At 62.3% G+C, this 13,652-nt stretch carries 10 protein-coding genes; 7 read left to right on the plus strand and 3 right to left on the minus strand.

All coding sequences use genetic code 11. From position 1 onward, the window contains the following. The first annotated feature begins 173 nt into the window (after window positions 1-173). From AC2CGW_RS15715 to prpF, 5 genes are all read left to right on the plus strand, one after another. Window positions 174-890, plus strand: coding sequence for a GntR family transcriptional regulator (locus AC2CGW_RS15715; RefSeq protein WP_186669550.1), 717 nt, complete (start codon window positions 174-176; stop codon window positions 888-890). Continuing rightward, on the plus strand, window positions 887-1,777 hold the full coding sequence (gene prpB, locus AC2CGW_RS15720) for a methylisocitrate lyase (protein WP_186669548.1): 891 nt from the start codon (window positions 887-889) through the stop codon (window positions 1,775-1,777). Before AC2CGW_RS15715 ends, prpB begins: the two co-directional genes overlap by 4 nt. A 158-nt stretch (window positions 1,778-1,935) precedes the next feature. Further along, the gene (gene prpC / locus AC2CGW_RS15725) at window positions 1,936-3,063 is read left to right on the plus strand and encodes a bifunctional 2-methylcitrate synthase/citrate synthase (RefSeq protein WP_484574269.1); all 1,128 of its coding nucleotides are present in this window, start codon (window positions 1,936-1,938) and stop codon (window positions 3,061-3,063) included. Between the two features lie 162 nt (window positions 3,064-3,225). Then, window positions 3,226-5,814 carry a Fe/S-dependent 2-methylisocitrate dehydratase AcnD gene (gene acnD, locus AC2CGW_RS15730; protein ID WP_288375581.1) on the plus strand — a complete coding sequence of 863 codons (2,589 nt, stop codon included), beginning with the start codon at window positions 3,226-3,228 and terminating at the stop codon, window positions 5,812-5,814. A gap of 145 nt (window positions 5,815-5,959) precedes the next feature. Continuing rightward, window positions 5,960-7,153, plus strand: a complete 1,194-nt coding sequence (prpF, locus tag AC2CGW_RS15735) for a 2-methylaconitate cis-trans isomerase PrpF (RefSeq protein WP_426353168.1) — start codon at window positions 5,960-5,962, stop codon at window positions 7,151-7,153. 104 nt (window positions 7,154-7,257) lie between these two features. Here prpF and acnB read toward each other — a convergent pair whose 3' ends face one another. Beyond that, window positions 7,258-9,867, minus strand: coding sequence for a bifunctional aconitate hydratase 2/2-methylisocitrate dehydratase (gene acnB / locus AC2CGW_RS15740; RefSeq protein WP_186719815.1), 2,610 nt, complete (start codon window positions 9,865-9,867; stop codon window positions 7,258-7,260). Between the two features lie 408 nt (window positions 9,868-10,275). On the opposite strand from acnB, the gene AC2CGW_RS15745 reads away from it, so the two are divergent. After that, entirely contained in the window at window positions 10,276-10,743 is a 468-nt protein-coding gene (locus AC2CGW_RS15745) for a DUF1289 domain-containing protein (RefSeq protein ID WP_186669542.1), read from the plus strand. Window positions 10,744-10,797: 54 nt separating this feature from the next. Here the strand turns inward: AC2CGW_RS15745 and queD are convergent, their stop codons facing one another. Continuing rightward, a complete protein-coding gene (queD, locus tag AC2CGW_RS15750; RefSeq protein WP_065864423.1) occupies window positions 10,798-11,154 on the minus strand; it encodes a 6-carboxytetrahydropterin synthase QueD in 357 nt (118 codons plus the stop codon). Between the two features lie 92 nt (window positions 11,155-11,246). Next, window positions 11,247-11,585 carry a helix-turn-helix transcriptional regulator gene (locus tag AC2CGW_RS15755; protein ID WP_484574270.1) on the minus strand — a complete coding sequence of 113 codons (339 nt, stop codon included), beginning with the start codon at window positions 11,583-11,585 and terminating at the stop codon, window positions 11,247-11,249. Between the two features lie 727 nt (window positions 11,586-12,312). On the opposite strand from AC2CGW_RS15755, the gene AC2CGW_RS15760 reads away from it, so the two are divergent. Further along, on the plus strand, window positions 12,313-13,638 hold the full coding sequence (locus AC2CGW_RS15760) for an HDOD domain-containing protein (protein ID WP_484574271.1): 1,326 nt from the start codon (window positions 12,313-12,315) through the stop codon (window positions 13,636-13,638). The last annotated feature ends 14 nt before the right edge of the window (window positions 13,639-13,652 follow it).

The raw sequence follows: 13,652 nt of genomic DNA on the forward strand, positions 1-13,652 counted from the left end.
AAGCGCGGCATTCTATCACGCCGACGTCTTGACGCCAGCGCGCTGCGATGAGACCGCGACAGTGCGCGGTAAGTTCGTTATTAGACAATTGTCGACAATGTTGTTTTTGTCTTTGACTATGCGCCTTCATTTGGCTAGTTTTGGCGCTATCAATTTACAAGGTGTCGACAATCATGCTTGAAGCCCCTCAGGCCCTCGCACCGGTTGCAGATGAGTCCGAAACGCTTTCAGAGAATGTCTTTCGGCGCATCCAGGCGGCCATCGTGAAGGGGGATATCGCCCCGGGCAGCAAGATTTCCGAGCCGGAGCTGGCCCGCACCTACGGTATCAGCCGCGGCCCGCTGCGCGAGGCCATTCATCGCCTCGAGGGTCAGCGCCTGCTGGTGCGTGTGCCGCATGTCGGTGCGCGGGTGGTATCGCTCAACCATGCCGAGCTGATAGAGCTGTACGAAATCCGCGAATCGCTCGAAGGCATGGCCTGCAGGCTGGCCGCTGAGCGCATGACAGTGGCCCAGATCGACGAACTGCGCCAGGTGCTCGACACCCACGAGCGCGATGCGGCATTCCAGGCTGGGCTTGGCTACTACCAGCAGGAAGGCGATTTCGACTTCCACTATCGAATCATCCAGGGCAGCGGCAACCAGACCCTGGTCAAGATGCTCTGCGGCGAGCTGTACCAGTTGGTGCGCATGTATCGCATCCAGTTCTCGGCCACCCCCAACCGTCCGCGCCAGGCTTTCGCCGAACACCACCGCATACTCGATGCCATCGCCGACCGTGACGGCGAGCTGGCCGAACTCCTGATGCGCCGCCATATCGGTGCGTCCAAGCGCAATATCGAGCGTCACTACCAGGACGCCCACAACAACAGCCCACGAGGTGAGTCATGACTGTGAAGAGCACCCCCGGTCAGCGTTTTCGCGACGCCGTAGCCGCCGAGCATCCGCTGCAGGTAGTCGGAGCCATCAACGCCAACCATGCGCTGCTGGCCAAGCGCGCCGGGTTCAAGGCCATCTACCTGTCCGGTGGCGGTGTCGCTGCCGGCTCCCTGGGCCTGCCGGACCTGGGCATCAGTGGGCTGGACGACGTGCTGACCGATGTCCGCCGGATCACCGATGTGTGCGATCTGCCGCTGCTGGTGGATGTCGACACCGGCTTTGGTGCCTCGGCGTTCAACGTCGCCCGCACGGTGCGCTCGATGAGCAAGTTCGGCGCTGCGGCCATTCACATCGAGGATCAGGTCGGTGCCAAGCGCTGTGGTCATCGGCCGAACAAAGAGATCGTCTCGCAGCAGGAGATGGTCGACCGTATCAAGGCGGCAGTGGATGCGCGTACTGACGACAGCTTCGTGATCATGGCGCGTACCGACGCCCTGGCGGTGGAAGGCTTGAATGCGGCATTGGACCGTGCCCAGGCGTGCGTCGAGGCCGGCGCCGACATGATCTTCCCCGAAGCCATCACCGAGCTGCAGATGTACAAGACCTTCGCCGACCGGGTGAAGGCGCCGATCCTGGCCAATATCACCGAGTTCGGTGCCACGCCGCTGTACACCACCGACGAGCTGGCGTCGGTCGATGTATCGCTGGTGCTGTATCCACTGTCGGCGTTCCGCGCCATGAACAAGGCTGCCGAGAACGTCTACGCCGCCCTGCGCCGCGACGGTACTCAAAAGAATGTGATCGACACCATGCAGACTCGCATGGAGCTCTACGATGCCATTGGTTATCACGCGTTCGAGCAGAGCCTCGATGCGCTGTTTGCGCAGAAGAAAGGGTAAGCCATGCCGGCGGTGTCGGCCCCATCGCGGGGCAAGCCCGCTCCCACAAGGATCACGCAGTCCTCTGTAGGAGCGGGCTTGTCCCGCGATAGGGCCGATGCGATCGCTGCAGATTAGCCAGAACGACTTCATAACAAATTCAAGAAAGGAGAAACACCATGGCCGAAGCAAAAGTACTCAGTGGTGCCGGCCTGCGTGGCCAGGTGGCCGGGCAGACCGCGCTGTCGACCGTCGGCCAGGCCGGTGCCGGCCTGACCTATCGTGGCTACGATGTGCGCGACCTGGCCGCTGGCGCCGAGTTCGAGGAAGTCGCCTACCTGCTGCTCTATGGTGAACTGCCGAGCAAGTCCGAGCTGGCCGACTACAAGCACAAGCTCAAGGGCCTGCGCGACCTGCCACAAGCGCTCAAGGAAGTGCTCGAGCGTATTCCGCGCGACGCCCATCCAATGGATGTGATGCGCACCGGTTGCTCGGTGCTCGGTACCCTGGAGCCGGAGCTGACCTTCGACGCCCAGCGCGACAAGACCGATCGCCTGCTGGCGCTGTTCCCGGCGGTGATGTGCTACTGGTACCGCTTCACCCACCACGGTGTGCGCATCGACTGCAGCAGTGACGAGGACACCCTCGGTGGCCACTTCCTGCACCTGCTGCATGGCAAGAAGCCCAGCGACCTGCACGTGAAGGTGATGAACGTCTCGCTGATCCTCTACGCCGAGCACGAATTCAACGCCTCGACCTTCACCGCACGGGTCTGTGCCTCGACCCTGTCGGACCTGTACTCCTGCGTCACGGCAGCCATCGGCTCGCTGCGCGGCCCGCTGCACGGCGGCGCCAACGAGGCGGCGATGGAGCTGATCGAGCGCTTCCAGAGCCCGCAGGAGGCCGCTGCCGAACTGCTGCGCATGCTTGAGCGCAAGGACAAGATCATGGGCTTCGGCCACGCCATCTACAAAGAGTCCGACCCGCGCAACGAGGTGATCAAGGGTTGGTCGAAGCAGTTGGCCGACGAAGTGGGCGACAAGGTGCTGTACCCGGTGTCCGAGGCCATCGACAAGACCATGTGGGAGCAGAAGCGCTTGTTCCCCAACGCCGATTTCTACCATGCCTCGGCATATCACTTCATGGGCATCCCGACCAAGCTGTTCACCCCGATCTTCGTCTGCTCGCGCCTGGCCGGCTGGGCGGCGCACGTGTTCGAACAGCGTGCCAACAACCGCATTATCCGCCCGAGCGCCGAGTACACCGGCGTCGAGCAGCGCCAGTTCGTGCCGATCGACAAGCGCTGAATAGATATAGAGAGGCAACCCGTTTCCCCTGTGGGTGCGGGCTTGCCTGCGAATGCGTCCGTTCGGGCAACCGCTTCGCACCTGCTGACGCATTCGCGGGCAAGCCCGCTCCCACAGGGGCGGTGAAACCTTCCGAATCCTGTGAACGAGCCTGATTCCATGATGAACACCGCATACCGCAAGAACCTGCCAGGCACCACCCTGGACTATTTCGACACCCGCGCGGCGGTCGAGGCGATCAAGCCCGGCGCCTACGACGGGCTTCCCTATACTTCCCGCGTGCTCGCCGAAAACCTTGTGCGCCGCTGCGATCCGGCCACCCTCGACGCCTCGCTCGGGCAATTGATCGAACGCAAGCGCGACCTCGACTTCCCCTGGTTCCCGGCGCGCGTGGTGTGTCACGACATTCTCGGCCAGACCGCCCTGGTCGACCTGGCCGGCCTGCGCGATGCCATCGCCGACAAGGGCGGCGATCCGGCCCAGGTCAATCCGGTGGTGCCGGTGCAATTGATCGTCGACCACTCGCTGGCCGTGGAGTGCGGCGGTTTCGATCCGCAGGCATTCGAGAAGAACCGCGCCATCGAAGACCGACGCAACGAAGACCGTTTCCACTTCATCAACTGGACCAAGCAGGCGTTCAAGAACGTTGATGTGATCCAGCCGGGCAACGGCATCATGCACCAGATCAACCTGGAGAAGATGTCGCCGGTGATCCACAGCGATCGCGGCGTGGCCTACCCGGACACCTGCGTCGGCACCGACAGCCACACACCGCATGTGGACGCCCTGGGCGTGATCGCCATCGGCGTGGGTGGCCTTGAGGCCGAGAACGTCATGCTGGGTCGCGCCTCGTGGATGCGTCTGCCGGAAATCGTTGGCGTCGAGCTGACCGGCCGACTGGCACCGAACATCACCGCCACCGACCTGGTGTTGGCCCTGACCGAGTTCCTGCGCAAGCAGAAAGTGGTTGGCGCCTACCTCGAATTCCATGGCGAGGGTGCCCGGGCGCTGACCCTGGGCGACCGCGCCACCATTTCCAACATGGCACCTGAATACGGCGCCACCGCGGCGATGTTCGCCATCGACCAGCAGACCATCGACTACCTGCGCCTGACCGGTCGTGACGACCAGCAGGTGCAACTGGTCGAGACCTACGCCAAGGTCGCAGGCCTCTGGGCCGACAGCCTGGCCAAGGCCGAGTACGAGCGCACGCTGACTTTCGACCTGTCGAGTGTAGTGCGCAACATGGCCGGCCCGTCCAACCCCCACGCCCGCGTGGCCACCAGCGATCTGGCGGCAAAGGGCATTGCAGGGGCTTGGGAAGAAGTGCCAGGACAGATGCCTGACGGTGCAGTGATCATCGCCGCCATCACCAGTTGCACCAACACCAGCAACCCGCGCAACGTCATCGCCGCCGGCCTGCTGGCGCGCAACGCCAACCGGCTCGGCCTGGTGCGCAAGCCCTGGGTCAAGTCGTCGCTGGCGCCGGGCTCGAAGGCTGTGCAGCTGTATCTGAAAGAGGCGGGCCTGGAGCAGGAGCTCGAGCAGTTGGGCTTCGGTATCGTTGCCTTCGCCTGCACCACCTGCAACGGTATGTCTGGCGCACTGGACCCGGTGATCCAGCAGGAGATCATCGACCGTGATCTCTATGCCACTGCAGTGCTCTCGGGCAACCGTAACTTCGACGGGCGCATTCATCCCTACGCCAAGCAGGCGTTCCTGGCGTCGCCGCCGCTGGTGGTGGCTTACGCCATCGCCGGCACCATCCGCTTCGATATCGAGAAGGATGTGCTCGGTGTGGTCGACGGCAAGGAAATCCGCCTGAAGGATATCTGGCCAAGCGACGAAGAGATCGACGCAGTGGTGCGTGCCTCGGTCAAGCCCGAGCAGTTCCGCCAGGTGTATATCCCGATGTTCACCATCGAGGAAGACAAGGGGCCGAAGGTTGCGCCGCTGTACGAATGGCGCCCGATGAGCACCTACATCCGTCGCCCCCCTTACTGGGAAGGCGCCCTGGCCGGTGAGCGCACCCTGCGCGGCATGCGTCCGCTGGCGGTATTGCCGGACAACATCACCACCGACCACCTGTCGCCGTCGAACGCCATCATGCTCGACAGCGCTGCTGGCGAGTACCTGGCGAAGATGGGCCTGCCGGAGGAGGACTTCAACTCCTACGCCACCCACCGCGGCGACCACCTCACCGCGCAGCGGGCGACCTTCGCCAACCCCAAGCTGTTCAACGAAATGGTGCGCAAGGAAGACGGCAGCGTGAAGCAGGGGTCGCTGGCGCGCATCGAGCCGGAAGGCAAGGTGACGCGCATGTGGGAAGCGATCGAGACCTACATGGCGCGTAAGCAGCCGCTGATCATCGTCGCCGGTGCCGACTACGGGCAGGGCTCGTCGCGGGACTGGGCGGCCAAGGGCGTGCGTTTGGCGGGCGTCGAGGCGATCGTCGCCGAAGGCTTCGAGCGCATCCACCGTACCAACCTGATCGGCATGGGCGTGTTGCCGCTGGAGTTTCAGCCGGGCACCACGCGCGTGACCCTGGGCCTGGACGGCAGCGAGACCTACGATGTGGTCGGTGCGCGCACGCCGCGCGCAACCCTGACGCTGGTGGTGACCCGCCGCGATGGCGAGCGTGTCGAAGTGCCGGTGACCTGCCGTCTGGACACCGCTGAAGAAGTGTCGATCTACGAGGCGGGCGGGGTGCTGCAGCGCTTTGCCCAGGACTTCCTCGAAGCGACGGCCTAATGACCTGAACCCCGCCTTCACCCTGTAGGAGCGGGCTTGTCCCGCGATTGCGTCAGCAGGAGCAATATCGCTGTCTGTTCTTACGCCATCGCGGGGCAAGCCCGCTCCCACAGGGGACGTGTGGGGCCTTGAAGGATGAGTGCTCATGGCATCTGTAGCGCAAGTGAAAATCCCCGCCACCTACATCCGTGGTGGCACCAGCAAGGGCGTGTTCTTCCGCCTGCAAGACCTCCCCGAGCGTGCCCAGGTGCCAGGCCCTGCGCGCGATGCCCTGCTGTTGCGGGTGATCGGCAGCCCCGACCCCTATGGCAAGCAGATCGACGGCATGGGCGGTGCGACTTCCAGCACCAGCAAGACCGTGATTCTTTCGCCAAGCATCAAGGCCGATCACGATGTCGACTATCTGTTCGGCCAGGTCGCCATCGACAAGGCCTTCGTCGACTGGAGCGGCAACTGCGGCAACCTGTCGGCGGCCGTCGGTTCGTTCGCCATCGCCAGTGGCCTGGTGGATCCGGCACGCATTCCGCGTAACGGCATGGCGACCGTGCGCATCTGGCAGGCCAATATCGGCAAGACCATCGTTGCCCACGTGCCGATCACCGAGGGTGAGGTGCAGGAAACCGGCGACTTCGAGCTCGATGGCGTGACCTTCCCGGCAGCGGAAGTGCAACTGGAGTTCCTCGACCCTGCAGCCGATGAAGACGGCGAGGGCGGTGGGGCGATGTTCCCTACCGGCAACCTGGTTGACGACCTCGAGGTGCCGGGTGTCGGCACGTTCAAGGCGACGCTGATCAATGCCGGCATCCCGACCATCTTCGTCAATGCCGCCGACATCGGTTACACCGGTACCGAGCTTCAGGATGCGATCAATGGCGATGCCGCCGCGCTGGCGCGTTTCGAGACCATTCGCGCCCATGGTGCGGTGCGCATGGGGCTGATCGAGCACATCGATCAGGCCGCTGGCCGCCAGCACACGCCAAAGGTCGCTTTCGTCGCGCCCGCTACGTCTTACACCGCTTCCAGCGGCAAGGCGGTGGCGGCTGGCGATATCGACCTGGTGGTGCGGGCGCTGTCGATGGGCAAGCTGCATCACGCCATGATGGGGACGGCGGCGGTGGCTATCGGCACGGCTGCAGCGATTCCGGGTACGTTGGTCAATCTTGCCGCAGGTGGCGGCGAACGCAGTGCGGTGCGTTTCGGTCACCCGTCCGGCACCCTGCGGGTGGGCGCCGAGGCGCAGCAGATAGACGGACAGTGGACGGTGACCAAGGCCATCATGAGCCGCAGTGCGCGGGTGTTGATGGAAGGGTGGGTGAGGGTGCCTGGCGACGCCTTCTAACCCTGGGTTTGGCGATAGGGCCTCCACTCACTCCACAATCGCCCAGCCACGAAAAAGCCCCGGTATTTCTACCGGGGCTTTTCATTTACAACCGACTGCTCGGCTTACGCCTGAACCACCGGGATCTTGGCGTTGGCCGCCGCTTCACGGAACTCGGCGATCTGGTCGAAGCTCAGGTAGCGGTAGACGTCGGCAGCCATGCTGTCGATATCCTTGGCGTACTGCAGGTACTCTTCGACGGTCGGCAGCTTGCCGAGGATCGATGCGACTGCAGCCAGCTCCGCCGACGCCAGGTAGACGTTGGTGGCATCGCCCAGACGGTTCGGGAAGTTACGGGTCGAGGTGGAGACCACGGTCGAACCGGTCTGCACACGTGCCTGGTTACCCATGCACAGCGAACAGCCTGGCATTTCCATGCGCGCGCCAGCCTTGCCGTAGATGCCGTAGTAGCCTTCCTCGGTCAGCTGGTGGGCGTCCATCTTGGTTGGCGGCGCCAGCCACAGACGGGTCGGGATACCGCCCTTGACCTTGTCCAGCAGCTTGCCGGCAGCGCGGAAGTGACCGATGTTGGTCATGCACGAACCGATGAACACTTCGTCGATCTTCTCGCCTTGTACCTGCGACAGCAGGCGGGCGTCGTCCGGGTCGTTCGGCGCGCAGAGCACAGGCTCCTTGACGTCGGCCAGGTCGATTTCGATGATCTCGGCGTATTCGGCATCGGCGTCGGCCGACAGCAGCTCAGGGTTGGCCAGCCAGGCTTCCATCGCTTGTGCACGGCGCTCCATGGTGCGAGCGTCGCCGTAGCCTTCGCTGATCATCCAGCGCAGCAGGGTGATGTTCGACTGCAGGTACTCGGCGATGGCCTTTTCCGGCAGCTTGATGGTGCAACCGGCAGCCGAACGCTCGGCCGAGGCGTCGGACAGCTCGAACGCCTGCTCGACGGTCAGCTCGTCCAGGCCTTCGATTTCCAGGATGCGGCCGGAGAAGGCGTTCTTCTTGCCTTTCTTCTCGACGGTCAGCAGGCCCTTCTGGATGGCGTAGTAAGGGATGGCGTGGACCAGGTCACGCAGGGTGATGCCCGGTTGCAGCTTGCCCTTGAAGCGCACCAGTACCGACTCCGGCATGTCCAGCGGCATGACGCCGGTGGCAGCGGCGAAGGCGACCAGGCCGGAACCGGCCGGGAACGAGATGCCGATCGGGAAGCGGGTGTGCGAGTCGCCGCCGGTGCCGACGGTGTCAGGCAGCAGCATGCGGTTCAGCCAGCTGTGGATGATGCCGTCGCCTGGACGCAGGGACACGCCGCCACGGGTGCGGATGAAATCCGGCAGGGTGTGGTGGGTGTTGACGTCGATCGGTTTCGGGTAGGCCGCGGTGTGGCAGAACGACTGCATGACCAGGTCGGCGGAGAAGCCCAGGCATGCCAGGTCCTTCAGCTCGTCACGGGTCATCGGGCCGGTGGTGTCCTGGGAACCGACGGTGGTCATCTTCGGTTCACAGTAGGCACCCGGGCGTACGCCTTGGCCTTCCGGCAGGCCGCAAGCGCGACCGACCATCTTCTGTGCCAGGGTGAAGCCCTTGCCGGTGTCGGCAGGCTGTTCTGGCTTCTTGAACAGGTCCGAAGCACCCAGGCCCAGTTCGGCACGGGCTTTTTCGGTCAGGCCACGGCCGACGATCAGTGGGATACGGCCGCCAGCGCGGACTTCGTCCAGCAGCACTTCGGTTTTCAGTTCGAAGGTGGTGACCAGCTCGCCGCTGTCGTGACGCTTGACTTCACCTTTGAACGGGTAGACGTCGATGACATCGCCCATGGCCAGGTTGGTGCAGTCGAATTCGATCGGCAAGGCGCCGGCGTCTTCCATGGTGTTGTAGAAGATCGGGGCGATCTTGGTGCCGAAGCAGAAACCACCGGCGCGCTTGTTCGGCACGTACGGGATGTCGTCGCCGAAGAACCACAGCACCGAGTTGGTGGCGGATTTACGCGAGGAGCCGGTGCCGACCACGTCACCGACGTAGGCAACCGGGAAGCCCTTGGCCTTGACCGCTTCGATCTGGGCCAGTGGGCCGACCGAACCTGGCTGCGAAGGCTCGATGCCGTCGCGGGCCATCTTCAGCATGGCCAGGGCGTGCAGTGGGATGTCAGGGCGCGACCAGGCGTCCGGGGCAGGGGACAGGTCATCGGTGTTGGTTTCGCCTGGCACCTTGAATACGGTCAGGGTGTACTTGTCGGCGATGGCTGGGCGCGAGGTGAACCACTCGCCGGCAGCCCAGGACTCCAGGACGGCCTTGGCGTGTACGTTGCCGGCCTTGGCTTTTTCGGCCACGTCGTGGAAGGCATCGAACATCAGCAGGGTGTGCTTGAGCTGTTCGCCCGCGACGGCGCCCAGTTCGGCGTCGTCCAGCAGCGCGACCAGCGTCTCGATGTTGTAGCCGCCCTGCATGGTGCCCAGCAGTTCAACGGCGTGCTTGCGGTCGATCAGTGGCGACTTGGCTTCGCCCTTGGCGACAGCGGAGAGGAACGCGGCCTTGACGTAGGCAGCTTCGTCTACTCCTGGCGGAACGCGGTTGGTGATCAGGTCTACGAGGAAGGCTTCTTCGCCGGCCGGCGGGTTTTTCAGCAGCTCGACCAGGCCTGCAGTTTGTTCGGCGTTCAGCGGCTGGGGCACGATACCCAGGGCGGCACGCTCTTCGATGTGTTTGCGGTAGGCTTCAAGCACAGTTATTACCCTCATCAGTGGTCCCTAAAGGGAGTCCGGGACGCTCATCCAGCATTCCCTGCACCCATGCGCGGATCACGGCTTTTTGAGCCGTCCAGCCAGGGTCGCAGAGAATCCTTACAGAAGCTGCTTTCAAAGTTTTACGCCTGTAGAACGGAGCGTTGATGAGGGGTTGGCGCGGGTCATGCGAGGGGGCATGACCTGGGCCAACACCGTTCTACCGGATGAACTGTGCTCGTGACGCTTTGAAAACAGCTTCCAACGGACATTGTTGCCTTGAAAAGGCGGGGTGATTCTACGGCAAAAAAGCACGGAAGGTAAGTTGCCGACGATGACTTTAACGAGTGACCCCGGTTAGACAAAGGGCTAACATGAAGCCGTGTTCCACCGCCAAGCCGTTGTTTTTCCATGTCCAATCAGTCCATCAAGACCCCTTGCGTCGGCCTTTGCTCAACTGTCTACGGAGACACCGTCTGCCGTGGCTGCAAGCGCTTTCACCATGAAGTGATCAATTGGAACGGTTATGACGAGGAGCAGAAGCGAGCAGTCTGGCTGCGCCTGGAGCAGTTGCTGGTGCAGGTGATGATGGCCAAGCTTGAAGTGTTCGACAAAGACCGTTTGCGCGAGCAGCTCGAACAGCGCTCGATCCGCTTTCTTGCACACCAGTCCGAATACTGCTGGGCCTACCAGTTGATCGCCCGCGGTGCCCGTATGATCCGTGACCTGGAAGCCTACGGCATGGCCCTGCTGCCGGAGTTCCGCGATTGGGAGCTGCCGCAGTTGCGCGATGCCATCGACCGGGAGTTCTTCCTGTTGTCGGAGGCGCACTACCAGCGCTACATCGCCCCGAGCTTTCTACGCGATGCCATCGGTTAGCACCTGTGCGGGAGCAGCACAAGGCTGCTCTCGCACGGGCAGACGCTGGCAGGTTCAGTCGCCGGTGTATTCGCAACCGCTGGTGCAGGTCTCGTGGATACGCACTTTCGACAGCTCCGGCAGCAGCGGCTTGACCTGTTCCCAGATCCACTTGGCGATGACTTCGCTGGTGGGGTTTTCCAGGCCGGGAATGTCGTTCAGGTAGTTGTGGTCGAGCCGTTCGTAGATCGGCTTGAAGATCGCCTTGACCTCGGCGAAGTCACGGATCCAGCCGGTGTGCGGGTCGAGCGGGCCGGTCAGGTGCAGGGCGACCTTGAACGAATGGCCGTGCAGGCGACCGCATTTGTGTCCTTCGGGGACGTGGGGCAGGCGGTGAGCGGACTCGAAGGTGAACTCTTTGAAAATTTCCACTAGTGGACCTGTAAAGCTTGTGGGGTAAGGGCTTGAGCTTGATCTTGCGTCTGGGTGTACTGATCAGTGTACTGATTGGTCGCTGCTGGGGTTCAGCGAGGCCATCCATTCGTTGATTCAGACTGGCGCCAAGCAACGGATTTCGGCCCTATCTTAACCTGTTTTGGGAAGGTGCCTTCCTTTATTCGTGTGTACACCGTGTTGCGGCCCATGCCAGTGATCCGGAGTACGTCCGGCAGGCGAAGCAGACGATCAATTCCTTCTGTGTGTGCCATTTGAGCCTCCTCAGGCCAAAAAATGATGCCGGACCTAGCTTCTTCGGTGCGAGCCATGAGCCGGGCCTTTTTGGCTTTTCCATATGCCTGGTACTCAGCTTCGACCCGCCAGCCGCCAGTTGGTAGCGCTGCGCAGGGTCGATATGCCCACGGCATCCGCAGCAGGCGTAGCGCTGCCTGACCACCGGTTCGGTCGTGGTCTGAATATCAGACATGCAAGCAGACATGCTTCGTCATCGCGCCCTGGGCAGCGCTGGCGGTTAGCTCAGGGGCATCGAAGCCTTTACTCTCAACGTGCCATCCGTGCATCACGGCAATGAATCGGCTCACCTAGGTGCCTAACAGATCAGGTAGACCATGTACATCAGGGGCAGGATCTTGGCGCCACCTGCTTGCGGTAGCCTGCATCGTGAAGCTTTAAACCCATACTGTTCAGATTCATGCCTGGCATCCAGGCACATTTGTCGCGCAGCCCGCGACGCTCTTCAGCTGCTGCTCTTGGCTCAAAGCATGATCTGGACGCCGTCGCAGAACCGGTGCGCAAAGCTGCTGTCTTACGATGCTTAAACGTTTCTTCGCGTGATTGACAGCGCTATCTCGTGGAATTCTCGTTTTTTTGGAGTTTAAGATCCTTCTTATGTTGCCTAAGGGCCATCTTGCTTAGGCTATCCACTAGCCATTCAGTTTTGCCGCGCGCTCCTCATTTTCAGGCCTCCAGCCAGGTAAAGCGTCAGTCACGCTTTCCTTGCCGCTTACCCCGCACAAGCATGGTCCTGCTTCCCTCGGTGCAGGGCAGGTTTCCACTCAGGACAACAGGCATCGCGACTTTCTGATGGATGTCTTGAACTACTGGATGACGTGCTCGGACACTTGAGAGTTACCAATGAACGCTAAAGATGACCTCGCTCCACGAATTCTTATCGCAGAAGGCGATCCTTCGGTGCGAGATATGCTGCGGCAAATGCTGCTTAGCATTCGCGGCGATGCTCATCTGGAGATTTGTGAGGATGGCGCTCAAGCCCTTGCGGCATTTTCGACGGATCCAGATGTGATCATCGCAGGGCGAGAGCTGGCGGGTATCAGCGGCCTGGATCTGCTGCGGAATGTGCGCGGTAATAGTGACAAACCGCAGTTGCCGTTCATTCTCATGAGCGAGCATGTTGATGTTGCCAGCGTGCGCGAAGCGCTGCCGTACAGTCCCACCGCTTACCTGGGTAAACCCCTTAACCTGGACAGCTTGCGCATACGCCTCGAGGGGCTTTTGCTTGAAGTCGGCCGGCAGATTGGCTGCTCGACACCTGCGGTGCAGCCCGGCGTCAGCCTATCGGTCTTTCTGGACCAGCGCCGCGCAAGTACCGATGGTGGTCCGCTGTTTGCCGATGTGAGTAGGCTCGTGCTCAATACGTCAGATGCCCAGGAGCTGGACTTGGGCAGGCTCGAGCAGCAGTTGTGCCAGGACCCGCAGCTAACTGCAGTGCTCATCGCCGCCGCCAACAGTGCGGAAGCACACTGTGATGGCTCTGTGCAGACCTTGCCGCAGGCATTGAACAGACTGGGCAGTGCCCAGAGTCTGAGCCTGATCATGGGGCTGGAACTGAAACGTAGCGCGCGCCTGAGCGATCCGCTGTTGGCGCGGCACGCTGAGCATTTTCTGAACCTGTCGCTGCAGGTTGCCGAGTTCGCCCACACCCTGGCGGGCATGTTGAACGTAGACCAAGCGCGTTGCTATTACGCAGGTCTGCTGCATTGCTTGGGTGATCTTGCGGTGATTCGAAGCTTGCAGCAATGGCGCACACTGGGTGGCGAACTGGACGACGACATGGTGCAGGTGTCGCTAAACCGTTATGGCGCGCCATTCGGCTCGGCCTTGCGCGCTCGCTGGCGCCTGCCTTTTCGACTGCGGGGGCTGGTTGCTGCAATTTATCATTTGTGGGGGGGCGTATACGCTCGCGACTGTCTGGTGATGAACCTGGCGGGCCAACTCGCATACGCTTCACCCACCCAGACCAACGCGACGATCGCCGGCAGTACCGCTGCGCGCCTGCTCAAAGTGGATCTGCCGACGCTCGACATGCTGCGAGAACCTTCAGCAGTACCCATCCAGAAGCGCACAGGCGTCGCGCGCAAAGAAAGCCCAGCCAGTCATCCGGCGGCAGCGATGTGCGGGCCGTGGGCGGACAGTCGTGTTCGACAAGCCAGAACGGCGTGACTTCGTCATGGATG

The organism is Pseudomonas sp. SYWMCR5, from assembly GCF_057197165.1.